Origin of the sequence: Ottowia sp. VDI28 (assembly GCF_049532675.1) — a bacterium.
GTDB lineage: Bacteria > Pseudomonadota > Gammaproteobacteria > Burkholderiales > Burkholderiaceae_C > Ottowia.
Window position 1 is genome coordinate 5688159 of record NZ_CP149820.1, and the last position, 25218, is coordinate 5713376.

The following is a 25218-nucleotide window of genomic DNA, read 5'->3' on the forward strand; positions in this document are numbered from 1 at the left end:
TGGCCCCCACGCTTCCCCGCTTCGCGCGGTCCGCTGCCCCCCGAGGGGGTGCTTTTTCACCTTGGGAGCGGCCCGGCGATGAAAAATGGCCCCCACGCTTCCCCGCTTCGCGCGGTCCGCTGCCCCCGAAGGAGTGCTTTTTCACCTTGGGAGCGGCCCGGCGATGAAAAATGTCTGTTGTCAAGTTTTTTCCGCAATGGCGTCGCAGGCAAAAGCTCAGGCAGCTCAATAGCTTAGGTTGGACTTCAGTGCCTGTACGCCTTGGGCTCTCGATACGCCAAGGGCCACATAGGGGCAAGGCGATAGCAGGCCTCGGAGCAATTCAGCGGGAATAGTCTGCGATGCTCATGCAGGCAGGCGCATCGGGATCTTGAGGTAGCGCACCCCGTTGGATTCAGCTGCGGGCCACCGGCCCGCCCGGATGTTGACCTGAATGGAAGGCAGCAGCAGCGTGGGCGCTGCCAGCGTCGCATCTCGGCGTTGGCGCATGGCCACGAATTCGTCCATGCTCACACCGTCGTGAACGTGCACGTTGCGCGCGCGCTCCTCGGCGACTGTGCTTTCCCAGGCGTAGCAGTCGCGCCCGGGTGCCTTGTAATCGTGGCACATGAAGAGCCGGGTCTCGGGTGGCAGTGCGAGCAGCTTCTGGATGGATTGGTACAGGGTACGGGCGCTTCCACCCGGGAAATCGGCGCGCGCAGTGCCGTAGTCCGGCATGAACAAGGTATCGCCCACGAACACGGCATCGCCTACGCGGTAGGACACACAAGCGGGCGTGTGGCCTGGGGTGTGCAGCACGTCCATCGTCAAATCGCCGATGCTCAAGGTCTCGCCATCGCGTAGCAGGCGATCGAACTCTCCTCCGTCGCCGGACACGTCGTCCAAGTTGAACACTGGCCGGAAGATGGCTTGCACGTCGCGGATGTGCTCCCCGATGGCCACCCGCGCGCCTGTGCGCGCTTTGAGGTACGGGGCCGCGCTCAGGTGATCCGCATGGGCATGGGTCTCCAGGACCCACACCACTTCCAGCGCTTGCTCAGCTACCGCCGCCAGCACTTGGTCAGCCGATGTAGTGGACACCTTGCCACTGCGGTGGTCATAGTCGAGCACCGGGTCGATCACGGCCGCCTGCCGCGTCACGGGGTCGGACACCAGGTAGGTCACGGTGTTCGTGGCCTCATCGAAAAACGCCTGAATCTGAGCACCGAATTGCATAGAAAGTGTCCTGCCTTGAAGGGGAGGCCTTGACTATATATTAGTTTATGCTAAATTAGAAAGAAATGAAATAAACGTTGCCATGAAGCTCAACAAGAAGGATCGATCGTTCATGCAGGACGGCGCGGCCAAGGCTGCGGCGATGCTGCGGGCGGTCGGCAACGAACATCGCCTGCTCATCCTCTGCCTGCTGATCGAGCACGGGGAGATGACCGTCGGCGCTTTGCACGAGAACGTGGCATTGAGTCAGTCCGCCTTGTCCCAGCACCTGGCCAAGATGCGCGAGGAAGGCCTGGTGGCCTATAGGCGCGAATCACAGACCCTGCACTACCGGATCGAAAACCCGGACGTGGCCAGGCTCATCGCCACGCTCAAGACCATCTTCTGCCCTTGATCTGTCAACGGAGGTCATTTCCATGTCCCTGAAACCCATTTCGCCTCAAGACGCCCGCGAACTCATGCGCCGGGGCGCCGCCCTGGTGGACATCCGTGCGGCGGACGAACACGCCCGCGAGCGCATCGCGCAGGCACGCCATGTGCCCATGGATCGCCTGCAAGCCGGCAGTCTTCCGCTCGGCGGCGCTCCGGCGGTCATCTTCCATTGCCGCTCGGGCAATCGGACGCGGGTCAATGCTTCGGCGCTGCGGGCATGCGCAGCCTGCGATGCCTACTTCCTCGAAGGCGGGCTGGACGCCTGGAAAAAGGCGGGGCTGCCCGTCGTGGCCGACGCATCGCAACCTCTGGAACTGCAGCGGCAGGTACAGATTGCCGCAGGGTCTTTGATCGTGCTGGGTGCGGTACTCGGCGTCGCGGTATCGCCGTGGTTCCACGCGCTCTCGGCCTTCGTGGGGGCGGGGCTGGTTTTCGCTGGCGCTTCAGGGTTCTGCGGACTGGCGCGTGTGTTGATGCGCATGCCTTGGAATCGCAACGCGCTGGCCGGCTGAACGAAGCCTCCAGCGCTCAGCTTTGTCTGAATTCACTTTTGTTTGATTGACCCAGGAGAGACCATGAAACTCAATGTCGGCGGCATGGACCGCATTCTTCGCATCGTCGTCGGGCTCGTGCTCATCGCACTGGCCGCCACAGGCACAGTGGGCTGGTGGGGCTGGCTGGGCGTTATTCCACTCCTGACGGGGGTGGTGCGCTTTTGCCCGCTGTATTCGCTGGTCGGGCTCAACACCTGTCCGCTGAAGACCGGCAAATAGGTGTCGGATCACCGCCAGCGCAGCAATTTGCTGCAACGATGGAGTAGCGCTACGAGCGCGTCCGACAGCAGGGGCTTTCGATGGGCGGGTGAAATCTCTCAAGGCGGAGATTCCCCCTGGCTATTCGAGCCAAAAGCTTGGCCAAAGGTTGGCGCGCCAGAATGTTCTATTTTTCTGATCACAGAGTTCTTTGACCCTGAGAAATAGATGCGCATCCTGATCGTCGAAGATTCCGAGACACTGTCCGAAGCCCTAAGCCGCAGCCTCAAGGCTGAGGGCTACGCTTGCGATATTGCAGCGGACGGTCAGGCGGCGCTGCAGTTTCTGCAGAGCTACCGCTACGACGCGATCATTCTGGACTTGATGCTGCCCCGCGTGGACGGCTTTGGCGTCTTGCGGGCGCTGGGCGGCGATGCCGGTGCGGCCCCGGTGCTGGTGCTTTCCGCACGGGAGCAACTCGACGACCGGGTGCGTGCGCTGGATGCCGGCGCCGATGACTACCTGACCAAACCCTTTGAGCTGGCGGAGTTGCTGGCCCGGCTGCGCGCCCTGGTGCGGCGTCCGGCGCAACGCGATACGCCGGTTTTGCGCCATGGCGAACTGGCCGTCGATCCGCGCTCGCGCACGGCGCGCTGGCGCGGCGATGATCTGAAGCTCACGCCCAAGGAATACGGATGCCTGGAACTGCTGCTGCGCAGGCAGGGTGCGGTGCTGTCGCGTGCACAGATTTTTGAGCACCTGTACGACAGCAGCAGCGATGCGTCGGACAAGGTGGTGGAGGTCATCGTCAGTACCCTGCGCACCAAGCTGGCCCCATGCGGCTTGGGCGAGATGATCGTGACCCGGCGGGGTTTTGGTTACGTGCTGGTGTGAAGCATGCATCCACCTTCCGCACCCTCCAACGGCACCGCCTGGTCGCTGCACCGGCGTCTGGCCGTGGGCCTGGTCTTGTGCATAGGCGGCACCTTCGCCGCCATATTCCCGGTGCTGGATCGCCTGATCGACCGGGCGATCTACCAGCAAATGGATCTGACGCTTTCGCAGCGTGCCGCTGCCGTCGGGCGCGTACTGCAAGAGCCTGATCCGCAGCAGCTCGAACGCCTGATGCCCGAATATGAGCCGCGCGGGCACACCGAGTTCTTCACCGTCTTCAACGAAGACAACGGCCAGGCCGTGCTGCGCTCGCCCAGCAGCGCCGATGCCGTGCTTCCAGTGGGACTGGCCGCGCAAGGCACGCCCCGCTATTACGACGTGACGCTGCCCGACGGTCACGCGGGCCGTGCGCTCGCCATCCATGTGGCATTGCATGGCAGCCAGAACCGGCTGCTGGTGGTGGCAACGGAGCGCGAGGGATGGGACCAGACCGAACGGCGCGTCCACTTTGCATTGCTCATCGGCATCGCGTTGGCAACCCTGCTGGCGACGGGATCGGCGCTGCTCTTGGTACAGCGCGTCATCGTGGTGCTGCGCCGCACGGGCGCCGCGGCGGCCCGCCTGAAGGCAGACCAGCCCATGCGGCCCCTGGGAGGCGACTTGCCGCGTGAGCTCCAGCCCTTTGCCGATGCCTTCAACCTCGGCCTGCACCACCTGTACACCGCCATCGAGCGCGAGCGCCAGTTCTCGCGCGACGTGGCGCACGAGCTGCGCACCCCCTTGGCGGAAATCCGCACCAGTGCCGAAAGCGCACTGGGCGCGGGCGACCCCACCCAGGCCCAGCACAGCCTGCGCGCCGCCGTGGACGCTACCGCACGCATGCAACGCAGCGTGGACACCTTGCTGCTGCTGGCCCGGCTCGAATCCGGACAGCACACACAGGCGCCCGATCCGCTCGATATGGCCGCGCTGGTGCGCGAACTGCTGGCCGCGTTGGCGGGAACGCAGGCGCGCCGCGGGCTGACCGTGCGGGCCGATCTGCCGCCATCGGCCTGGGTGCGGGGCGATTTGGGCGTGATCGAGCGGATCCTCTCCAACCTGCTGCGCAATGCCATGGAGTACGCACCCGACGGTGATGCCATCACCTGCCGCCTGGAGCGCAGCGATGCCGGCTGGCTTCTTTCCATCGGCAATGCCGCGCCCGATCTTCGTGAAGACGACCTGGAACACCTCGGCCACCGCTTCTGGCGCAAGCATTCCGAAGGCGGCACGGCACACCATGCGGGGCTGGGGCTGGCTCTGGCGTTCGCCTTGGCGCGAGCCATTGATCTGCCGCTTCGGTTCAGCCTACAAAATGGCCGGCTGACCGCACAGCTTGGCCCTTGGGCCTCACTGGTATGAATCTACGGCGCCGCTCCAAAAATCGCACCGACAACCGCCGTCTTGGCCATCGCCAAGGTGCCCCACAGCGTTACCCGAGCTGCCCTCTTGGCTAGGGAAGCGCCGCCTATTCTCGCGGCCAGGATGCCCGGCAGCGCCAGAAAGAAAATGGCGGTGACAACCGTCCATGAGAGCAAGGATGGCCTCGGTGCCAGCATCACGACGCCGAGTGGCAGAACCGCGCCGACGGCAAAGCTGGCTCAAGGATGCCGCACCTTGTGCGCGCATCATGCAGCGTATCGATGGGAACGGTGCCACCTTGCAACCACCGGTCAGTCGCGCGCTCACAACTCGAACTCCTGGCCTTGCAGCGGCACGGTGGCCTGCCAGCCGAGTTCGCGCAGGACGCGCTCACGCAAGCCCTCAGAGGCCTCGGGTTCGCCATGCACGATGAAGACCCGCTTGGGCGCTTGAGCAAAGCCCGACAGCCATTGCAGCAGTTCGTCGCTGTCCGCATGCGCGGACAGCATTGGCAGCTCGGCAACTTCGGCGTTGACGGGAATCCACTGACCAAACATTTTCACCTCGCGTGCGCCTTGGAGCAGCTTGCGTCCCCGGGTGCCCGCAGCCTGGAAGCCAGAGAAGAGCAAGGTGTTGCGGTGATCCGGCGCGAAGGCGGCAATGTGGTGCAGCACGCGGCCACCGGTCGCCATGCCGCTGGCCGAGAGAATGACCTTGGGGTACCGATTGGACGACAATGCCTTGGACTCTTCGACGTCACGCACATAGGTGACAGCTGCGCAGGCCTGCTCGAAGTCGCTCTCCGCGAGCTTGTGCTCGCCCTTGTACCGGTACAGCAATTCGGTCGCGTTGGTAGCCATCGGACTGTCCAGGTACACAGGGACATTGCGCAGGCCACCTTGCTGGCGCAGCAGCCACAGATCATGGATCAAGGACTGGGCACGGCCGACGGCGAACGCGGGCACCACAATCGTACCGCCGCGTTGCACCGTGCGGGCGATCACGTTACCCAGCGCCTTGACCGCGTCCGACCGGTCATGGCGGCGATCGCCGTAGGTGGATTCAATCACGACATAGTCGGCTGATGGCACCGCTTCGGGATCGTGCATGACGCGGTCGCCGTAACGGCCCAAGTCTCCCGAGAAGACAATTCGCCGGCCGCCGACGTCGATCTGCGCGGTAGTGGCGCCCAGGATGTGACCCGCGCGGCGCAACACGAGCCTGGCCCCGCCGGGCAGTTCGACCTCGCTGTGGGTCGCGACCGGCTGGAAGTGCTTGAGCGCACGTTCGACGTCGGGCACGGTGTACAGCGGCAAGGCCGGCTTGTGTTTGGAAAAGCCTTTGCGGTTAGCGAAGTCAGCGTCTTTCTCTTGGAGCCAGGCACTATCGAGAAGGATCAACTCAGCCACGTCCCTTGTGGCCCGCGTGCAGAAGATCTTTCCCCGAAACCCGTCCAGAATCAGCCGAGGCAGGTAGCCACAATGGTCGAGGTGGGCATGGGTCAAGACCACCGCATCAATGTCACCCGGTGACACCGGCAGACGTTGCCAGTTGAGTTCTCGCAGATTCTTCAGCCCCTGGAACAGGCCACAGTCGATGAGGATGCGTGTGTCGCCACAGGTGAGCAGGTGCTTGGAGCCGGTGACGGTGCCGGCTCCGCCCAGGCTGGTCAATGAAAACATGGATTTCTTTCTCTGTTGGATAACCCAGGAGGTCTGGAATATCTGGGGTCGTTGCGTGACATCAGAAAGAGGGAATGCCACTAATGCCCAGTTGGGGCCAGCATGATCTCGGTGGGCATGTCGGCGTCCACTCGAAAATGGGGCCGCAGAACTCTCCCGATGATCTTGGGCCTGCACCGGGGGAGGTGATTTGCTTTAAATCAATTTTCTCCGAGATACCCGCCAGTGGGTCGGTATCGTAGGTAGCATGAGCTGCAAGCCATGCCGAGACAGTGCAAATCCGGCCCTGACCTATGACAGACAAACTCCCAGCCGCCATTCAGGATCGACCCGGTTTGAGCGGCACCGAGGCCGCTGAACGTCTGGCGCGCGACGGCCCGAACCAATTGCCGGGCAGCACACCCAAATCCACGGCCGCCATTGTGCGCGAGGTGCTCACGGAGCCCATGTTTCTGATGCTGTTGGCTGCGGGCGGCATTTACCTGGCGCTGGGTGACAAGGGCGAGGCCCTGTTTCTGCTCAGCTTCGTCTTCGTGGTGATCGGCATCACGCTGGTGCAGGAGCGCCGCACGCAGCGCGCACTGGAGTCGCTGCGGGATCTGTCGGCGCCGCGCGCGCTGGTCGTGCGCGACGGGACAGAACAGCGCATCGCCGGGCGTGACGTGGTGTGCGGCGACCTGCTCGTGCTGCACGAGGGCGACCGTATCGCCGCCGATGCTCAATTGCTGGACGGCCAACTGGAGGTGGACGAGTCTCTGCTAACTGGTGAGTCCGTGCCCGTGGCCAAGCTGCCTGTGCAGCCGCCCGGCGACGGTAGCGGCGGACTCCTGTACGCCAGTACGGTGGTCACGCGTGGCGTGGGCCTGGCCCGGGTGCACGCCACGGCGGGCCATACGGCCGTGGGCCGCATTGGCGCCGATCTGGCCACGACTACGCCGCCGCCGTCGCCACTGCAGCAGCGTTCGCGCCGTCTGGTCCGTGCGCTGGGCACGCTGGCGCTCGTTCTGGCCGCTGCCCAGGTCCTGCTGGGCTGGTGGTGGAACGGCCGCCCGCTGCTCGACAGCCTGCTGTCGGGCATCGCCCTGGCCATGGCACTGCTGCCCGAGGAGATTCCGGTCATCCTCACCGTGTTCCTGGCGCTGGGCGCCTGGCGCATCGCGCGTCTGCAGGTGCTTACGCGGCGCATCACCGCCGTCGAAACCTTGGGCGCCATTACCGTGCTGGCAGTGGACAAGACCGGCACGCTGACCCAGAACCGCATGGCTGTGGCCGGGCTGGCAACGCCTGCGCGGCACTGGCGCGCCGAAGGGGCCGGCGAGCTGCCCGAGGATTTCCACCCGCTGGTGGAATGGGCCATGCTGGCCACCCCGGGTGACCCGTTCGATCCCATGGAAAAGGCCATCCAGCAGTTCGGCCACGGCTGGCTGCAGGGTACGGAGCATGTGCACGACGGGCGCGAGCCGGTGTTCGAGTACGCCCTTTCGGGCGAGATCCTGGCCATGACGCGCGTGTACGCCAGCACCGCGCCCGAGCGGCACCTGCTGGCCACCAAGGGCGCGCCCGAGGCCGTGGCCGACCTGTGCCACCTGGACGAGGGGCGCCGCGCCGCCATCCGGGCCCAGGTCGAGGCCCTGGCCGAAGACGGCCTGCGCGTGCTGGGCGTGGCGCGAGGGCATTGGGCGGGGGCGCCCGGCCAGGCACAGGGCTGGCCCGCCAGCCAGCACGATTTCGACTTTGAATTTCTGGGCCTGCTGGCGCTGGCCGACCCGCCACGCCCCGAAGTGCCTGAAGCCCTGGCCGAATGCCGCGCCGCTGGTGTGCGCGTGGTGATGATGACGGGCGACCACCCGGCCACGGCGCGCGCCATCGCGCGGCAGGTGGGCCTGTCCGAACGCCCCGAGGTGCTGACCGGCGACGAACTGCAAACCCTGGACGATGCCACGCTGCGCGAGCGCCTGCGCCGCGTGGACCTGTGCGCGCGCCTCAAGCCCGCGCACAAGCTGCGCCTGGTGCAACTGCTGCGCGCCGACGGGCAGGTGGTGGCCATGACGGGCGACGGTGTGAACGACGCCTCCGCGCTCAAGGCCGCCGACGTGGGCATCGCCATGGGCGAGCGCGGCACTGACGTGGCACGCGAGGCGGCGGCGCTGGTGCTGCTCAAGGACAGCTTCGCGCACATCGTCGCCGCCATCCGCCAGGGCCGGCGCATCGACGACAACGTGCGCAAGGCCACGCGCTTCGTGTTCGCTGTGCACATGCCGATCGTCGCGCTGGCGCTGGTGCCCACCTTGCTTCACTGGCCCGCCCTGCTGTTGCCGGTGCATATCGTGCTGCTGGAACTGCTGATCGACCCCGCCTGCTCCATTGTGTTCGAGGCCGAACCCGAGGCAGCCGACATCATGGAGCGCCCGCCACGGCCGCTGACGGATTCACCGTTTGCACTGCATGCGCTGTGGCTGCCGCTGCTGCAGGGCTTAGGAATCGCCGCCTTGCTGCTGGACGCCCAGGCTTGGCTGCAAGTCCTGGGCTGGGACTTGAGCCAGAGCCGCAGCGTCGTGTTTGGCGCACTCGTGCTGTGCGCGCTGATGCTGATCCTGGCACACCGCGACCCCATGCATCCGTTGTGGCGCCGCCGCAGCTCGACCAACCCATGGCTGCAGCCCATGGCTGCAGCCGTGGTCTTGCTGCTGGTCGCCGTGCTGGCCGTACCCGGTCTGCGCCACCTCATGGGACTGGATGGGGCGCGTCCGCCGACACTGGCGGCGGGTGCCGTCCTGCTGGCGCTGTGCCTGGCCTGGCTGGAATTGTTGAGGTTGGCCATGGCACGACTCGCGGCGCGCACGGCGTCAACACTGTGAGCCCGGCATGTCTTGCTTTTTCATCCTGGGAGCGACCCGGCGATGAAAATGTCTGTGTCAAGTTTTTCCGCAGTGGTGTCGCAGGCAAAAGCTCAGGCAGCTCAATGGCTTCGGCTGGGCTTCAGTGCCTGTACGCCTTGGGCTCTCGATGCGCCAATCCGAGGGCGGCACCGCACACCATGCAGGGCTGGGATTGGCCCTGGCGTGCGCCCTGGCGCGGGCCGTTGATCCGCCGCTGGGCGGCTCTGGTGTAAATCTACGGCGCCGCACCGAACATCGCGCCGACCCCTGCCGTGATCGCCATCGCCAGAGTGCCCCACAGAGCCACCCGGGAGGCGCTCTTGACCACGGGAGCGCCGCCTATCCTGGCGGCCAGGACACCCAGTAGCGCCAGGAAGAAGATGGCCGTGGCTACTGTCCAAGCGAGCAGCGAGGGCCCGGGCGCCAGCATCACCACGGCCAGCGGCAACACGGCCCCTACGGCAAAGCTGGCGGCGGAGGCCAGCGCCGCCTGCAAGGGCTTGGCGCTGAGCGCCTCCGAGATACCCAGTTCATCGCGGGCATGTGCGCCCAGCGCATCGTGGGCCATCAGTTGCGTGGCAACCTCGCTGGCCAGTGCAGGCGCTATCCCTCGCTGGGTGTAGATGGCCGTCAGTTCCCGATGCTCGGCTTCGGGGTTTTCCGCCAGCTCGCGGTGTTCCCGCGCCAGGTCCGCCTTCTCCGTGTCCGCTTGAGAAAAAACCGACACGTATTCTCCAGCCGCCATGGACATGGCACCGGCGACCAGCCCAGCCACCGCGGTCGTCATGATGCTGGCGTGGCTGGCTTGCGCCGCTGCGACACCGACCACCAGGCTGGCTGTGGAGATGATCCCATCGTTGGCGCCCAGGACGGCGGCGCGCAGCCAGCCGATGTGTTCCGTGCGATGGCGTTCGCGGTGCATGAACTTCATTGGACTTCTCCGTATCTTGGATTGCTTACCGGGAGCCGCGCCCCGGCAGCATGCGCACGAGCGTGTTGTCGTGGATGACGTAGTGGTGCAGCAGTGCCGCCGCCGCATGCAATCCAATCAACGCATAGCCGGCCGTGGCCAGTGCTTCGTGCAGGTCCTTCAAGGGATGCGCAAGCGCTTCGTTCGCGCCCGTCAGCATGGGTAGCGCAAAGCCGAACAGGGTCACTGGCTTGGCCGCCGTGCTCAGCGCCAGCCAACCCAACAGCGGCGCGGCAATCATCAGTGCATACAGCGCGGCATGCATGAGCCGCGCCATCAGGGCCGGCCACCGGGCCATGGGCGGCTCGATGGCCGGTGCGGCGCCCGCCACCCAGCGCACGCACAGACGGACCGCCACCAATGCCAGGACGGACAGGCCCAGCAGGAAATGCAGGGATTTCAGATTCGCGCGCAATGCGCTGCCCTTGGGCGCGAAGCCGCGCAGTTCCATGCTGGCATACACGGCAGCGATAAGCACCAGCATCAGCCAATGCAAGGCAATGACAGAAAAGCCATAGCGGTTTTGAGAGTTCTTGAATAGCAATTCACTTTCTCCGACACATAGATTCGAGTGACGCACGCGAAACAATGCTGAGGACGCCGCACCTTGTGTGCGTATTGCATGCGTTCTCGCGTCACTCTGGCAGCTCAAGCTTTGGGCAAGCTTTGAGCGAATAAATAAATTGAATCAAAGCTTGCCCAAAGCTTGGGCTGCCAGCATGCGGGGGTTGCCATCACAGCACCTCAAATCGCATGCTTGGTATCTCCCCCATTGCAGCACCGCCTGAAGGCGCGCCGCAGAAGAAACATCAACGCTCTGCCATCCCGCGCGTTGCAGCCGTCGTCGTGACCCTGGCGGTGGTAGCAGGCGCAAGCTGGTGGATGTTTTCACGCCCGGCGAAGGAGCCGATGACGGAGGCGCCCACCATGGCCCCCACTGCTGACGGGCGCATCACATTGGACGTAGCGCAATTGCGCGCGCTCGGGGTAGCCACGGCGGCGGCGGGCACCGCCACGCAGTTGCCGGTGCCTGGCTTGCCCGCGCAAGCCGCCGCGCCGCTGGCTGCCAGCGCGCAGGTCAGCGCACCCTACGCGGGCGTGGTCACGCGCATTCTGGTCGATGAAGGGGCTTCTGTCCGGCAAGGACAGCCCCTGGCGCGCATCCAGAGCCGCGACGTGCTGGCCGCCCAGGGCGAATGGGCCCGCGCGCGCAGCGAGGCCACGGCGGCGGCGCTGCAAGCCCGGCGTGATGCGGCCCTGCTGGCCGAGGGCATCATCCCCGCCGCGCGCAACGAGCAGTCGCAGGCGCGCACCCAGGCCGCGCAGAGCACGTTGCGCCAGGCCACGGGCGCGCTGGCGCAACTGCGCCCGGTGGCGGGCGGGCAGGCGGGCGAGTACGAACTGCTGGCGCCGATGGCGGGCCAGGTGGTGCGGCGGCACCTGATGCCGGGGCAATCGGTGGCGGCGCTGGAAACCGCCTTCGTGGTGGCCGAGGCGGGTCGCATGGACGTGAACTTCACCGCGCCGCTGCGCCTGCGCAGCGCCATCAAGCCCGGCCTGCCCGTAGGCCTGCCCGATGGCAGCGTGGCAAAAGTGGTGGCGGTGGGCGCGGATGCCGATCCTGCCAGCCAGAGCCTGCGCGTGCGCGCCAGCATCGAGGGGCGGACGGCGCTCGCCGTGGGCCAGCAGTTCAGCGTGAGCCTGCTGCTGCCCGTGCCTGCGGGCGCACTGGCCGTGCCGCCGTCGGCCTTGCTGCCTGCCGGACAAGGGCATGTTCTGTATGTGGCGAGCGATGCGGTGGGCGGAGAGAAGGGGGCGATGCGCTTGCGTGCCGTGGCCGTTCAGTTGCTGGGCGGGGACGAGTCCGTCAGCGTGGTGGCGCCTGATTCCAGGGATGGCTCCGACACACTCGCGGCCGGTGAGCAGGTCGTCACACGCGGCACGGCGCTGCTCAAGTCCGTGCTGCCGCTGCGGTGAAAGGCCGGGCATGCTCTCTCGCCTCATCGAGTTTTCCTTGCGCCAGCGCCTGCTGGTACTGCTGGCCGTGCTCGTCCTCGCGGGCGCGGGCGTGGCCTCGTTTCTGCAATTGCCGATCGACGCCTACCCGGACATCTCCCCCACGCAGGTCAAGCTCATCCTCAAGGCGCCGGGCATGACGCCCGAAGAGGTCGAATCGCGCGTCATCGCGCCGCTGGAGATGGAGTTGCTGGGTGTGCCGCGAGGCGTGATGCTGCGCTCCACGGCCAAATACGCCATCGCCGACATCACGCTGGACTTTGCCGAGGGCAGCGACATCTACTGGGCGCGCCAGCAGGTAGCCGAGCGCTACGCCGCCGTCGCGGGCAGTCTGCCCGAAGGCGTTGGCGGCGGGCTGGCACCCATCTCCACGCCGCTGTCGGACGTGTTCATGTTCACCATCGAGGGCGGCTCACTGTCATTGGGCGAGCGGCGCACCCTGCTGGACTGGACGCTGCGCCCCGCCTTGCGCACACTGCCCGGCGTGGCCGACATCAACGTGTTGGGTGGCCAGGCTGCCAGTTTTGCCGTGGTGCCCGACCGCGCGCGCCTGTCCGCCGCCGGAATGAGCTTTGCCGACGTGGTGACGGCCGTCAGCCGCAACAACCGCAATGACGGCGCGGGCCGCCTGGACGCGGGGGAAAACGCGCTGATCGTGCGGTCGGACGGCGCGATCCGCAGCGCGGAGGATTTGTCGCGTGTCGTGTTGCGCGCCGCCACGGCAAGCGCACCTGCCGTGCACGTGGGCGATGTAGCCGCCGTGCGCATGGAGGGGCTGACCCGCTATGGGGCCGTCAGCCGCGACGGCCAGGGCGAGGCGGTGGAAGGCATCGTCGTGGCGCTGCGTGGCGCCGATGCGTCAACGCTGGTGAAGGCGATCCGCGCGCGCCTGGATGAACTCGCCACCAGCCTGCCGCCCGGCGTGAAGGTGGTGCCCTTCTATGACCGCAGCACGCTCATCCAGCGCGCGGTGGGTACGGTGGAAAGCGCGCTGATCGAAGCGACGGTGCTGGTCGTCGTGCTGCTCCTGCTCTTTCTAGGCGAGTTGCGCGCGGCGCTGGTGGTGGCGCTCATGGTGCCGCTGGCCGCGCTGGGCACCTTCCTGCTGATGCGCATCGCGGGCATGAGCGCCAACCTGATGAGCCTGGGCGGGCTGGCCATCGCCATCGGCATGCTGGTCGATGCGGCCGTGGTGGTGGTGGAAAACGCCGTCAGCCGCCTCGACCCGCACGCCGATGGGGCGCAACTGCCACGTTTGCACCGCGTGTTCGCCGCCGCGCGCGAGGTGGCTCTGCCCGTGGCCTCGGGCATCCTCATCATCTGCTTGACCTTCGTGCCGCTGCTGACCTTGCAGGGGCTGGAGGGCAAGTTGTTCGCCCCCGTGGCGCTGACCATTGTGTTCGCACTGGGCGTTTCGCTGCTGTTGTCGCTGACGCTGGTGCCCGTGCTGTCGTCGCTGCTGCTCAAGGAGCGCGCGCACCACGAACCCTGGGTGATGCGCGGCGCATTGCGCTTGTATCGCCCGGTGCTGGATGCGGCACTGGCCTACCCGCTGCGGGCTACGGCCGTGGCGCTGGCGGCCCTGATGCTCGGTGTGGTGGCCTACCTGGGAACCGGCAAGGCCTTCATGCCGACGATGGACGAGGGGGACATCCTGCTGCAGTTGCAAAAGCCGCCCTCCATCGGGTTGAACCGCTCGCGCGACATCGACCTGACGGTGCAGAAAGCCATCCTGGCCAAAGTGCCCGAAGTGCAGCACAGCATCGCCCGCGTCGGCTCGGACGAGCTGGGGCTCGACCCCATGGGCCTGAATGAAACCGACATGTTCATGCAGCTTGGCGACCGCAAGACGTGGCGCATGGACAAGGAATCGCTGGGCGAGGAAATCCGCAAGGTGATGGCGGCCTTCCCCGGCCTGGATTTCGGCTTCACCCAGCCTATCGAGATGCGCGTTTCCGAAATGCTCACCGGCAGCCGTGGCGACGTGGCCATCAAGCTCTTCGGCCCGGACCTGAGCACCCTGGGCGAGTTGGCCGTGCGCATCGCCGCCAGCGTCGAGAAAGTGCCCGGCGCGCGCGACGTGCTGACGCAGGCCAGCGACCGCGTCGAGTACCTGCAGGTGAAGGTGGACGCCCAGGCCAGCGGCCGTGCAGGGCTGGCGGTGACGGCCGTGCAGGACGAGTTGCGTGCGCAGCTCGAAGGCGTTCCCGCCGGCGTGGTGATCGAGGCCAACCGGCGCACGCCCATCGTGGTGCGGGGCGACGCGCTGCTGCGCGGTTCGGCCGAGCGCTTCAAGGACTTGCGGCTGGCCCGCAGCGGCGCAGGCGGCTCCGGGGATATCCCCCTTACGTCGCTGGCCGCCATCACCACCACCCAGGGCCCCGTGCTGGTGCGGCGCGAGGGCGGATCGCGCTTCGCGCTGATCCAGTCCATGGTGAGCGGGCGCGACCTGGTGGGCTTTGTGGATGAGGCCCGCGCTGCCGTGGCGCGTGACGTTCCCCTGCCTGCGGGCTACCGGCTGGAATGGGGTGGCCAGTTCGAGAACCAGCAGCGCGCCGCCGCCCGTCTGGGGCTGGTGGTGCCGGTGTCGCTGGCGCTGATCTTCTTCGTGCTGTTCATGACCTTCGGTTCGGTGCGTCAGGCCGTGCTGATTCTGGGCAATGTGCCCTTCGCCCTGGTCGGCGGCATGGCCGCGCTGTGGATGTCGGGGCAATACCTGTCGGTGCCCGCATCGGTGGGTTTCATCGCCCTGCTGGGCATCGCCGTGCTCAACGGGCTGGTGCTGGTCACGCACTTCAACCACCTGCACGCGCTGGGCCTGCCCTTGGATCAGGTGGTGCGCGAAGGCTCGCTGCGCCGCTTGCGTCCGGTGCTGATGACCGCCTCCATCACCGCCTTTGGCCTGGTGCCCCTGTTGCTGTCCACCGGGCCGGGCTCGGAGATCCAGCGCCCGCTGGCCATCGTGGTGATCGGCGGGCTGGTCAGCTCCACCGCGCTCACGCTGGTGCTGCTGCCGGTGCTGTACCGGCGCTTCGGGCAATCGATGAAAGGAGGTGCCGCATGAACGCGCCACATCAAACCGAATGGGTGCGCCTGAACCTGGTGTGCCCTCCCGCGCTGGAAGAGGCCGTGACGGGCGTCCTGATGGCCGACCCCACGCTGCCGGGCTTCACCTTGCTGCACGCCGAGGGGCACAGCAGCGACTTCGCGCATGCCTCGATCCGCGAGCAGGTGCGTGGCCGCGTCGACCGGCGTGTGCTGTGGGTCGTGATCGAGCGCGAGCGCGTGGATGGCCTTCTGGCCGCACTGCGCCAGCGCATCGCATCCAGCGACGTGCGCTGGTGGATGGAGCCTGTTATGGCGATGGGGCGGCTGGCATGAAGTTGCTCTCTCCTTGTGCGGCGGCGGCGCTGGCCTGCATTCCCTGGTTTGCGCTGGCGCAGGAACCCGCGCCGGACTGGCTTCCCCCATCGGCCCAGGTCCGGGCCACCCTGAGGGCACAGCCCGTCGTGCGCGCGGCGGCCGAGCGTGTGCGAGCTGCCGAGGCGACCCAGCGTGCCCTGGATGTGGGTAGCCATGAATTCCAGGCCAACACGGGCCTCCAGCGCCGCCATGTCACCACGGAGCAGCGCCGTTACAACGAATGGGAAATGGGCATCAGCCGCACCATCCGTTTGCCTGACAAGGCCCGGCTGGACCGGGAGATCGGCAGCAGCACCCGCAGCGTGGCCGACCTGCGGCTGGAAGATGCCGAGCACCAGGTGGCTCGCCGCCTCCTCGATGCCTGGATGGGCTGGCTGCGCAGCAGCGCCGTGGCCGAAGAGACGGCGGCGCAGGATCAACTGCTCTCCCGCGAGCGCGACGCCCTGGCCCGCCGCATAGTCCTGGGCGATGCGGCACGGCGCGAGATGGACGTGCTGGACGCCGAGCGCGCCACCCAGGCAGCGCAGACCCTGATGGCGCGCGATGCGGCGCTGGCGGCCCGGCAGGCCTTGGCCCTGGGGTTCCCGGAAATCACCGTGCCCCACGCCGCCGCTGTGCTGCCCGAGCCGCAAGAGCTGCCCGATAGCCCGCAAGCCTGGCGAGAGCGCATCGTCCAGGAAAGCGCCGAGATCGCGATGGCCAACGGCGAAACCACGCGCCTGTCGAAGGTGGCCGAACGCGCACGCGCCGAACGCACGCCCGACCCCACGGTGGGCGTGCGCGTCCTGTCCGACCGCGGCGGCGCGGAGCGCGTTGTGGGGGTGGTGCTCTCCATACCCTTCGGCACGGACTACCGCAGCGCCCGGGCCGCCACAGAGAGTGCCAACGCCGCAGCCGCTGAAGCCGAGGCGGCCGATGTGCGGCGCGCCATCGAGCAAGGCGCATGGCTAGCCGTCCAAGCCGCGCAAAGCAAGCGTGCGCAGTGGCAGTCGCACCAGCAGGCGCTGACCGCACAGACCGCCGCCAATACCCGCACGCGCCGGGCATGGGAGCTGGGCGAGGCCCCGCTCGGCGAATACCTGTTGTCCCTGCGCAGCCTGCGGCAGGCCCGCTTGGCGGAAACACAGGCGCGGGTGGATGCGCTGCAGGCCGCCATGCTGGTGCGCATCGACGCGCATGCGGTGTGGCATTCGGAAGGCGCAGGCCATGGCGAGAGTGTTGCTCGTGGGAGATCCCAGTGAGGGGTGGCGTCTTGTCTCAAACGCCAAGAGCAGATCCGCCGGCGCTCTAGACGCAGCAGAAATCGCGTTGGTGATGGGGGTGCCTTCGGCCGCACGCTCCTCTCCCCACCCTCACTGGAAAAGCGAGCCGAGGAGGATAAGGAATGGAGCTAAGACATCTGCGGTGCTTCCTGGCCGTTGCTGAAGAACTGCACTTCGCCCGCGCCGCCGAGCGCCTGCACATTGACCAGTCGCCCCTGTCCCGCGCCATCAAGGAACTGGAAGAAGACCTGGGCGTGCGGCTGTTCATCCGCAACTCGCGCAGCACCCGCTTGTCACGCGCCGGGCAGGTCTTCAAGGAGCATGTGCCGCGCATCTTCGCGGCCTTGCAGCAGGCCCGCGACGGGGCCAAGGCGGTTGCTGCGGGCTACGACGGCCAATTGCGCATCGCGCTGTCCGACGGCATCACGCCGCCGCACCTCGGGGCCTTCCTGGCGAAGTGCCGGGAGGATGATCCCGAGGTCGGCATTCAACTGAACGAAGTCCCGCTGTCGCAGCAGCTCAAAGGCCTGCAAGACGATCTATACGACGCCGGATTCGCCCAGTCCGATGAGGTGGGCGAAGGTCTGCTGGCCGTCCCCGTTTGGCATGATCCGCTGGTGGTGGCAATGCCCGCCACGCATCCCCTGATGGCCTACAAGCGCATCCCACTGCAAGAGGTCTTGCGCTATCCCTTGTTGATGGGCGACCCGCACCTGTGCGAGGGCTATTGCCGCCAAATCGCCAAGGTACTGCGCACGGTTGATCTGGAGCCGCTGGTGGCCGAGGAAGTGTCTTCGCTCGATCTGGCATTGACCTTGGTTTCTGCTGGTTATGCCTTGGCGTTTGTCGGGGCTTCGCAGATTGCCGCGAGCCGCTCTCCCGACGTGAGCAGCCGCCCGCTGGCAGGCATATCGCCCACCTTGACCACCTACCTCCTGCGGGCCAATATGGCCTCGTCCGAGTCGTTGGCCCGATTCATCGAACGCGCCACTGCGGCCCCTCCTGACTCGCATCCCTGAGTCGATTTCCCAGCATTCTTCCCGTCGTTGACGACCTGCTGCCCTGGCGCAGCAGGGCGTTTTTCTGCGTAGGTGGCACGCGGGCAAGCCGCATGGCTGCTGGATTGACACAGTTCAACGGCACGGTGCCGCATTCGGCGTGTGCCGCCCCAACCCCACGTGCAGACTGGCTTGGCGCGCACCGTGGTGCCGTGCCCTTTCATCTTGCCTTCCGCCGCTTTGAGCCCCACGGCACGCAAATTCGATGCGGCGGCGGCGCGGCATGGCCCGCTGTCTGCACATTGAGCGGCGGTGCCGTGTGCAGTTCGGCGCGCAGCCCGAATGCACGCGCAATGACAGGCCGGAGACACGTTGCAATGCACAGGGAAGGCTTCGTGGTGGGCAGTGGCAATACCAGCGGCAACGCTCGCGGCTGAAATGCTGCCGCCCCTGTTTTGCGCACGTTGGCGTGCGTAAAACAGGGGCGGAATCTTGGCAGTCCGAATGCAGGTCGGGGCAGTTATCTCATGCGGCGGTGGTGCTTTCCTGTACGGCTGGCTGCTTGCCCATGACGACGGTCTTACGACGGTTGGCCACCAGCTCCGCCGCCTTGCGCACCGGGTCATCCTCGGTGTGGACGTAGCGCATGAACATCGCCACGGTCTTGTGCGCGGTCAGTGCCATGCCCACCTTCACCGGAATGCCCGAATTAGCAATGTCGGTCGTCGAGCGATGGCGGATGCCGTGCGTGCCGACGTGCGTTGCCCCTGCGGCCTTGAGGGCGCGGCTCCAGCCGCCGTAATACTCGCCTTCGGTGAGTGCCTTGGTTGGGTCATTGGGCGAGGGCAGGACGTAGGGGCAGCCGTCCCGGCGCGGTGCCGTTGAAAGCAGCCGATACGCTTCTTCGCTCATGGGTTTGGACATGCCGCCGGTCTTGCTGTCGGGCCAGACGACCCGGCGGTTTTGCAGATCGACCCACTGCCATTGGAGCGAGATGATTTCGGAGCGGCGGCCTGCGAACTCGAATTGCAGGCGGATCGCCAGCGGGATGGTGTAGTGCTCCAGCCCCTCAGCCTCCATGTGCTCCAGGTGGCGGAACAGCTTGCCCATGTCTTCGTCGCTGATGAGGTGGGTGGCCTTGCCATCGGGATATACCGGGACGTGGCGGCAAGGGTTGGTGCCGTCGGGTCGGTAGCCCCAGACTTCGGCGAGGTTGAACATGCGGCGCAAGACGCTGAAGGTGCGGTTCGCATCGGCGGGCTTGTAGGCCATCTTCTTCATCGCTGCGGCCACGTCGGAACGTTTCACGTCCTGCACCTTGATCCGGCCCAGGATGGGGATGATGTTGCGGTCGATGACGCTCTGGTAGCCCTCCTGCGTGCTGGGCTTGTTGCGCTGCTTGGAGTAGTCCTCCATGAACTTGCCGCACAGCTCCTTGACCGTGGGAGCGGAACGGGCGGCGGCCTTGGCCGCGCTGGGATCGCCGCCCCGGCGTACTTCGGCCATCCATTCCTGCGCCAGGGCGCGGGCCTGTTCGACGGTGAGTTCGCCATACAGGCCCAAGGCAGGCTTGCGGCGCTCGCCCGCGTTGGTGCGGTACTGGAGCATGAACACCTTCCGGCCCGCCGGTGTAATCTTGCACATGAAACCCGGCACGACGGTATCCCGCAACTCGACGGCCTGCGCCTGGGGTTGCGCCGCATCGACGGCGGACTTGGTGAGCTTGAGCTTTGCCATGATGACTCCTCGGAAAGACCCGTTTCCCAGGAGCCTCATAGGGGCCATCAGAGAGGAAGGCGGGTCAGGTTTCGGAATGCACCGGCATATGCTGAACTCGCCTAAGTGATTGATAAACCTGCTGTATCTGGCTTCGGCGCAGTCCAGCGCAAGGCCGGGCTGGAGTCATCGTGAAATGAAAAATGGCCCCCACGCTTCCCCGCTTCGCGCGGTCCGCTGCCCCCCGAGGGGGTGCTTTTTCACCTTGGGAGCGGCCCGGCGATAAAAAGGCTGCTACGCAGGCAAGCGTACGCTGGAGCTATAGGCCTCCAGGCACTCATCCAGCGTACCGGTAAGGGCCACTCGTCCCTCGGACAGAAGCACGCCCTTGTCGCAGAACTTGCGCAGAATCCCTTCATTGTGCGAAGCCAGGACCATGATGTCCACGCTGTTCATCAGGTTCTCCAGCCGCTCGCCCGCCTTGGCGAGAAAAGCCTGATCGCCCACGCCGATCATTTCATCCATCAACAGGATGTCGGCCTGGATGGCGGTAGCCACGGCAAAGGCCAGCCGCAGCAGCATGCCAGACGAATAGGTTCGCACAGGGAGGTGCAGGTATTCACTCAGTGCGGTGAAGCTCTCGACATCGGGAACAATGCGGCGCGCCTGCGCGGCGGTCAGCCCCATCACGATCCCCCTCGTCTGGATGAATTCATAGCCGCTGGCCTCAGGATCCATCCCCAGCATCAGGTCGGTCAACGCCGAAATGCGCCCGCTGCTGGCCATCTGCCCGGCGGTGGGGTCATATACGCCAGACAGCACCCGAAGCAAGGTCGATTTGCCAGCACCGTTCCCCCCAATGAGCGCTACCCGGTCGCCATGCCGCAGCGTCAGTGAGACGTCGCGAAGCGCATGCACCATGGTGTGGCGCCCTCGGCCCTGCGATTCAACACGCCCCTGATGCATGCCCTTGAACCTCATGAGCGTATTGATCAGGCCCTTGGACTGCGCTGTGTAGATGGGAAAATCCACCGATACCCGGGACAGGATGAGATGGGTCATTCAAATTCGAATCAAAGCCAATAGACGATGCGGCGGCGCACGCGGACGTAGGCCACGGCATAGAGTACAGCCAGCAGCAAGATGATCGACACGGCCATGGTGAGCGCCTCTGAACTGGGCGGCCGTCCCAGCAGTGGTGCCCGCAGCAGCTCAAGAAAGGCCGCCAGAGGGTTCCAGTGGACGATCAGCCGGGCGCGTCCGGTCAGTTGATCAGCCTGCCACATGACTGGAGTGACAAAAAGCGCGATCTGCATGAAGCTCAGGACGATCATCGACACATCACGGAAGCGCGCTGCCAACGCACCCAGCAAAGCAACGGCCAGAATCGCCGCAGCCACCGTAAGGACGAAACCCAGCACCCACCACCCCAACTGGATCTTCCAGAGCAGCCCGGTCCACCACAGAACCCCCAGCACGATGGGAACGCTGTGCGCCAGCATCAGCAAGTTGCGCCACACCACGCGAAACACGAAGACCATCTTCGGGTAGGGGGTCTGCTTGAGAAAAGCCTCGGATGCAATGTAGGTCTGGCAGCCATCATTGATGGTCGCGGCCAGGAAGCCGAAATAGACGTGCCCCAGGCAAAAATAACTGAGATACGTGCCCAGGGTCTGGTTGAACAGTTGCGCGCCGATGAAGCTGAAAACCACAATGAAGATCATGGAATTGAGCGTCAGCCATACGGGCCCAAGGAAGGACCGGCGGTATTGCTTGAGGATGTCTCCCCAGCCCAGATGGGTCCACAGCCGCCAAAGGCGAAGGGATTGCCGAATATCACGCCCCAGCAGCGCCCATTGGGAAGCTGCCGGGGGCATGGCCTCCGCGGTGGCGGACATGAAGCCAGGCCCTTGAGTCAAGCTTGAAAAACCAACGGCATGCGCGCATGCTCGCTGGCGCTGGCCGACAGGCGCGCGAAAAACTCTTCGCCCGTCTTGGTATCGCGCCAGGCGCCGCCGCTGTGCTTGAAGTGGTAGCCCCCAGAGCGCGCCGCCAGCCATACTTCCTGAAGCGGCTTTTGCAGGTTGACCACCATCTGGCTGCCGTCGGCAAACGCCAGCGTCACCATGCCGCCCACGCGCTGGTTGTCGATATCTGCTTCCGTGGTCTCATTGAGTTGGTCGCACCGCTTTTCGATGCTGGCCAGCAGCGACTCGGCCAGGTTCATGTATTCAAGGTCGGTCATGGGGTGTCTACAATCATTTGTTATGCCAGTTATGCCACTGATGCCGCAGCTTTCCAGAATTTTAGCCATCGCCCTTGCCCTGCCCGTCTTCGCGGGCATGTTGGCCGGTTGCGGACAGAAGGGCCCGCTCTTCATTCCCAACACCCCTCCCGCCGCGGAGCGCGCCACGCTGCCGCAAACGGTTTTCGGGCAACCCGCCCGCCCGGCCAGCGCGCCCGCCGCTCCAGCATCGGCCCCCCGGACCACCACGCCCCCCTCGGCGCTGCCCAATCTGCCTGAAACACAATGAGCCTCCCGACCTCCTCCAGCACTGCCCTGCCCGGCAGCCCCTTCGTGGCCTACCAGAACGGCCAGTTGATGATCGAGCAAGTGGCCCTGCGCGATCTTGCTGGCCAGCACGGCACTCCTTTGTTCGTCTACTCCCAGGCAGCCATACTGGCCGCGCTGGCGGCCTACCAGCGCGGGCTGGCGGGCCGAAAATCCTTGATCTGCTATGCGATGAAGGCCAACTCCTCCCTGGCGATCCTGAAACTGCTGGCCGATGCCGGCTGCGGTTTCGACATCGTCTCCGGCGGGGAGCTTGAGCGCGCGCTGGCTGTGGGCGCCGATCCGGCCAGGATCATCTTCTCTGGCGTGGGGAAGACCCGGCAGGAAATGCGGCAGGCCCTGCAGACGGGCGTCGGCTGCTTCAACGTCGAGAGCCTGCCTGAGCTGGACGTGCTGGACGCTGTCGCTCGCGAATGCGGCAAAGTGGCCCCCATCAGTATCCGCGTCAATCCGAACGTGGATGCCAAAACACACCCCTACATCTCCACGGGGCTGAAGGGCAACAAATTCGGTATTGCGCACGAAGATGCCCTGGCGGCCTACCAGCGCGCCGCCGCCCTGCCCGGCTTGAAGGTCGTGGGCATCGATTGCCACATCGGCTCCCAGATCACCGAAGAGGCTCCCTACCTGGAAGCCATGGAACGCATTCTCGATCTGGTGACCAGCATCGAGAAGACGGGTATCCCAATCCACCATATCGACTTCGGCGGCGGCCTGGGCATCAACTACAACGGCGACACCCCGCCTGCAGCCGATGCCCTGTGGGCCCGTCTGCTGGCACGCCTGGATGCGCGTGGCTTCGGCGACCGCACCGTGATGATCGAACCTGGCCGTTCGTTGGTCGGCAACGCCGGTATCTGTATTACGGAAGTGCAGTACCTCAAGCCCGGCGAGCAGAAGAATTTCTGCATCGTCGATGCCGCCATGAATGATCTGCCGCGCCCGGCACTGTATGAGGCGTTTCACCAGATCGTCCCCCTGCAGCCGCGCGATGCCGCCGCCACCACCTACGACGTGGTCGGCCCCGTATGCGAAAGCGGTGACTGGCTGGGCCGCGACCGGCCTTTGGGCGTTCAGCCCGGCGATCTGCTGGCCGTGCTCTCCGCTGGCGCCTACAGCATGAGCATGAGCAGCAACTACAACACGCGCCCGCGTGCGGCTGAAGTCATGGTAAACGGCGCCGAGGCTCGTGTGATCCGCGCCAGGGAGCGTGTTCAGGATCTGTGGCAGCTGGAATCAGCCTGAGAACCTGCGGTTACCCTCACCCTCTCCCTGCAAGAGAGGGTCTCCATGAGGCCCGCCAGATGCGCTCCAGCAGCAAGACCGCGATGATGGCCCCATAAACCATCACCTCGGTGTAGTCATTCTTGCCACCACGCATCCAGAAAAAATGCAACAACGCCAGACCTGCGATCAAATAGATCAGCCGGTGCAAGGCTTGCCAGCGGCGTGCGCCCAAGGCACGAATAGCGCGGTTGAATGAGGTGGCGGCCAGCGGCAACAGCAGCATCCAGCACGCAAAACCCACCAAAATGAAGGGGCGCTTGGCGATGTCGCGGGCGATATCGGCCAGCTCAAGCCCCATGTCGAGCCAGCCATAGGCCAGCAGGTGCAAGCTGGCGTAGAAGAAAACAAACAACCCGAGCATGCGCCGGAAACGCGCCAGTTGCGGTAAGCGCAGGCGCACCCGCAATGGCGTGATCGCCAGCGTCAGGCACATCAAACGCAGCGTCCAGTCGCCAAGACCGCGGATTAGGGCCTCGGCTGGATTCGCGCCCAACTGATCGAACGCGGCGCCATAGATGAACCACCCCAGGGGCCAAAGGCATAGGACAAAGAGCACCGGCTTCGCGGCGGGATGCAGAAACACGGCCTTCACGTTCGCTCACATCCTCGTCATTCCCGCGCAGGCGGGAATCCAGTGACTGCGTTTAAACGAAGCCCTGGCGCGGGAATGACCAAAATTCATGGGATGGCGAGGCAAAGCGCCATCCTCAGTAATTCTGCTTCAGATCCATGCCGGCATAGAGTTGCCCGACCTGCGCCTCGTAGCCATTGAACAACAGCGTCTTGCGCTTCTTGGCAAACAAGCCGTCTTCGCCGATGCGGCGCTCGGTGGCCTGGCTCCAGCGAGGGTGATCGACATCGGGGTTCACGTTCGAATAGAACCCGTATTCGTTGGCCGCCGCCTTGTTCCAGGCCGTGTGCGGCTCCTTCTCTACAAAGCGGATCTTCACGATCGATTTGACTGATTTGAAGCCATATTTCCACGGCACCACCAGACGCACCGGCGCTCCGTTCTGCCGGGGCAACACCTCGCCATACATCCCGAAGCCCAGCAGCGTGAGCGGGTGCATCGCCTCATCGAGCCGCAGCCCTTCGACATAAGGCCAGTCGAGTACGCCCGAACGCAGGCCCGGCATGGTGGCTTTATCGGCCAGCGTGACGAACTCGACATACTTGGCGCTGCCTTGCGGCTCCACCCGCTTGATCAACTCGGAGAGCGAGTATCCCTCCCAGGGGATCACCATCGACCAGCCTTCCACGCAGCGCAGGCGATAGATGCGCTCTTCCATGGGAGAAAGCTTGAGCAATTGCTCAAGATCGAATTTGCCGGGCTTCTTGACCAAGCCTTCCACTTCCACCACCCAAGGGGATGTTTTCAGCGTATGGGCATTGCGCGCAGGATCGCTTTTGTCGGTGCCGAATTCATAGAAATTGTTGTAGCTCGCGGCGTCCTTGTAGGCCGTGACCTTTTCCATGGTCATCGCGCCAGCGACGGCCGATTTGCCTGCAGGCAACGCCGCCTCCTTGCCCGGCCGGGCCGTGCCCTGCGCCCATGTGTTCCCCAGCGCCCCGCCTGCCAGCACACCGCCGGCCATCAGCTTGAGCAGGTCCCGCCTGCCTTCATAGAGGGCGCGCGGGGTGATCTCGCTCGCGTGCGGATGAGTAAAACCAGTGTCTCGGCCTCGGATCAGCATGGTCAACCTTTCGTATCCAATACCC

The 25218-nt window shown here is 65.5% G+C and carries 23 protein-coding genes and 1 pseudogene; 13 read left to right on the forward strand and 11 right to left on the reverse strand.

Going from position 1 to position 25218, the window contains the following annotated elements; genetic code table 11:
* Positions 1–345 precede the first annotated feature (345 nt).
* Complete coding sequence (locus WJU18_RS26965; RefSeq protein WP_423457066.1) at positions 346–1215, reverse strand: MBL fold metallo-hydrolase; 870 nt, start codon at positions 1213–1215, stop codon at positions 346–348.
* A gap of 82 nt (positions 1216–1297) precedes the next feature.
* Here WJU18_RS26965 and WJU18_RS26970 point away from each other — a divergent pair, with 82 nt between their 5' ends.
* The 5 genes from WJU18_RS26970 (at position 1298) to WJU18_RS26990 (ending at position 4694) form a co-directional block, all read left to right on the forward strand.
* Positions 1298–1609, forward strand: coding sequence for an ArsR/SmtB family transcription factor (locus tag WJU18_RS26970; RefSeq protein ID WP_423457068.1), 312 nt, complete (start codon positions 1298–1300; stop codon positions 1607–1609).
* 22 nt (positions 1610–1631) lie between these two features.
* Positions 1632–2159, forward strand: a complete 528-nt coding sequence (locus WJU18_RS26975; protein WP_423457070.1) for a rhodanese family protein — start codon at positions 1632–1634, stop codon at positions 2157–2159.
* Positions 2160–2222: 63 nt separating this feature from the next.
* Positions 2223–2420 (forward strand): YgaP family membrane protein, encoded by a 198-nt coding sequence (locus WJU18_RS26980; protein WP_423457072.1) that lies wholly within the window; start codon positions 2223–2225, stop codon positions 2418–2420.
* Between the two features lie 207 nt (positions 2421–2627).
* Positions 2628–3293 (forward strand): response regulator transcription factor, encoded by a 666-nt coding sequence (locus WJU18_RS26985; protein WP_423457074.1) that lies wholly within the window; start codon positions 2628–2630, stop codon positions 3291–3293.
* Positions 3294–3296: 3 nt separating this feature from the next.
* On the forward strand, positions 3297–4694 hold the full coding sequence (locus WJU18_RS26990; protein ID WP_423457076.1) for a sensor histidine kinase: 1398 nt from the start codon (positions 3297–3299) through the stop codon (positions 4692–4694).
* A 2-nt stretch (positions 4695–4696) separates the two neighbouring features.
* On the opposite strand, the pseudogene WJU18_RS26995 reads toward WJU18_RS26990, so the two are convergent.
* Together WJU18_RS26995 and WJU18_RS27000 are read right to left on the reverse strand one after the other, a co-directional pair.
* Positions 4697–4921, reverse strand: a pseudogene (locus WJU18_RS26995) (VIT1/CCC1 transporter family protein); the annotation flags it as partial.
* 96 nt (positions 4922–5017) lie between these two features.
* Positions 5018–6376, reverse strand: coding sequence for an MBL fold metallo-hydrolase RNA specificity domain-containing protein (locus tag WJU18_RS27000; protein ID WP_423457078.1), 1359 nt, complete (start codon positions 6374–6376; stop codon positions 5018–5020).
* A 293-nt stretch (positions 6377–6669) separates the two neighbouring features.
* Here WJU18_RS27000 and WJU18_RS27005 point away from each other — a divergent pair, with 293 nt between their 5' ends.
* Positions 6670–9234, forward strand: a complete 2565-nt coding sequence (locus WJU18_RS27005; RefSeq protein WP_423457080.1) for a cation-translocating P-type ATPase — start codon at positions 6670–6672, stop codon at positions 9232–9234.
* A 256-nt stretch (positions 9235–9490) separates the two neighbouring features.
* Here WJU18_RS27005 and WJU18_RS27010 read toward each other — a convergent pair whose 3' ends face one another.
* The gene (locus WJU18_RS27010) at positions 9491–10186 is read right to left on the reverse strand and encodes a VIT1/CCC1 transporter family protein (RefSeq protein ID WP_423457082.1); all 696 of its coding nucleotides are present in this window, start codon (positions 10184–10186) and stop codon (positions 9491–9493) included.
* A 25-nt stretch (positions 10187–10211) separates the two neighbouring features.
* Complete coding sequence (locus tag WJU18_RS27015) at positions 10212–10769, reverse strand: cytochrome b (protein WP_423457084.1); 558 nt, start codon at positions 10767–10769, stop codon at positions 10212–10214.
* A gap of 209 nt (positions 10770–10978) precedes the next feature.
* Here WJU18_RS27015 and WJU18_RS27020 point away from each other — a divergent pair, with 209 nt between their 5' ends.
* The 5 genes from WJU18_RS27020 (at position 10979) to WJU18_RS27040 (ending at position 17945) form a co-directional block, all read left to right on the forward strand.
* Positions 10979–12202, forward strand: coding sequence for an efflux RND transporter periplasmic adaptor subunit (locus tag WJU18_RS27020; protein WP_423457086.1), 1224 nt, complete (start codon positions 10979–10981; stop codon positions 12200–12202).
* 10 nt (positions 12203–12212) lie between these two features.
* The gene (locus WJU18_RS27025) at positions 12213–15305 is read left to right on the forward strand and encodes an efflux RND transporter permease subunit (protein ID WP_423457088.1); all 3093 of its coding nucleotides are present in this window, start codon (positions 12213–12215) and stop codon (positions 15303–15305) included.
* Positions 15302–15622 (forward strand): DUF3240 family protein, encoded by a 321-nt coding sequence (locus WJU18_RS27030; protein WP_423457090.1) that lies wholly within the window; start codon positions 15302–15304, stop codon positions 15620–15622. The genes WJU18_RS27025 and WJU18_RS27030 overlap by 4 nt, the downstream gene beginning before the upstream one ends.
* Positions 15619–16905 (forward strand): TolC family protein, encoded by a 1287-nt coding sequence (locus tag WJU18_RS27035; RefSeq protein WP_423457092.1) that lies wholly within the window; start codon positions 15619–15621, stop codon positions 16903–16905. The genes WJU18_RS27030 and WJU18_RS27035 overlap by 4 nt, the downstream gene beginning before the upstream one ends.
* 143 nt (positions 16906–17048) lie before the next feature.
* Entirely contained in the window at positions 17049–17945 is an 897-nt protein-coding gene (locus WJU18_RS27040) for a LysR family transcriptional regulator (protein WP_423457094.1), read from the forward strand.
* Between the two features lie 504 nt (positions 17946–18449).
* Here WJU18_RS27040 and WJU18_RS27045 read toward each other — a convergent pair.
* From WJU18_RS27045 to cyaY, 4 genes are all read right to left on the reverse strand, one after another.
* The gene (locus tag WJU18_RS27045; RefSeq protein ID WP_423457096.1) at positions 18450–19661 is read right to left on the reverse strand and encodes a tyrosine-type recombinase/integrase; all 1212 of its coding nucleotides are present in this window, start codon (positions 19659–19661) and stop codon (positions 18450–18452) included.
* Positions 19662–19934: 273 nt separating this feature from the next.
* Complete coding sequence (locus WJU18_RS27050) at positions 19935–20702, reverse strand: ABC transporter ATP-binding protein (RefSeq protein WP_423457098.1); 768 nt, start codon at positions 20700–20702, stop codon at positions 19935–19937.
* Positions 20703–20713: 11 nt separating this feature from the next.
* Positions 20714–21538 carry an ABC transporter permease gene (locus WJU18_RS27055; protein WP_423457100.1) on the reverse strand — a complete coding sequence of 275 codons (825 nt, stop codon included), beginning with the start codon at positions 21536–21538 and terminating at the stop codon, positions 20714–20716.
* A gap of 17 nt (positions 21539–21555) precedes the next feature.
* Positions 21556–21885 carry an iron donor protein CyaY gene (gene cyaY / locus WJU18_RS27060; protein WP_423457102.1) on the reverse strand — a complete coding sequence of 110 codons (330 nt, stop codon included), beginning with the start codon at positions 21883–21885 and terminating at the stop codon, positions 21556–21558.
* Between the two features lie 22 nt (positions 21886–21907).
* Here cyaY and lptM point away from each other — a divergent pair, with 22 nt between their 5' ends.
* Complete coding sequence (lptM, locus tag WJU18_RS27065) at positions 21908–22174, forward strand: LPS translocon maturation chaperone LptM (RefSeq protein WP_423457104.1); 267 nt, start codon at positions 21908–21910, stop codon at positions 22172–22174.
* The gene (lysA, locus tag WJU18_RS27070; protein ID WP_423457106.1) at positions 22171–23457 is read left to right on the forward strand and encodes a diaminopimelate decarboxylase; all 1287 of its coding nucleotides are present in this window, start codon (positions 22171–22173) and stop codon (positions 23455–23457) included. Before lptM ends, lysA begins: the two co-directional genes overlap by 4 nt.
* 16 nt (positions 23458–23473) lie before the next feature.
* On the opposite strand, the gene WJU18_RS27075 is transcribed toward lysA, so the two are convergent.
* Both WJU18_RS27075 and msrP read right to left on the reverse strand, forming a co-directional pair.
* Positions 23474–24091 carry a sulfite oxidase heme-binding subunit YedZ gene (locus tag WJU18_RS27075; RefSeq protein ID WP_423457108.1) on the reverse strand — a complete coding sequence of 206 codons (618 nt, stop codon included), beginning with the start codon at positions 24089–24091 and terminating at the stop codon, positions 23474–23476.
* A 115-nt stretch (positions 24092–24206) separates the two neighbouring features.
* On the reverse strand, positions 24207–25193 hold the full coding sequence (gene msrP / locus WJU18_RS27080) for a protein-methionine-sulfoxide reductase catalytic subunit MsrP (protein WP_423457109.1): 987 nt from the start codon (positions 25191–25193) through the stop codon (positions 24207–24209).
* Positions 25194–25218: the final 25 nt, after the last annotated feature.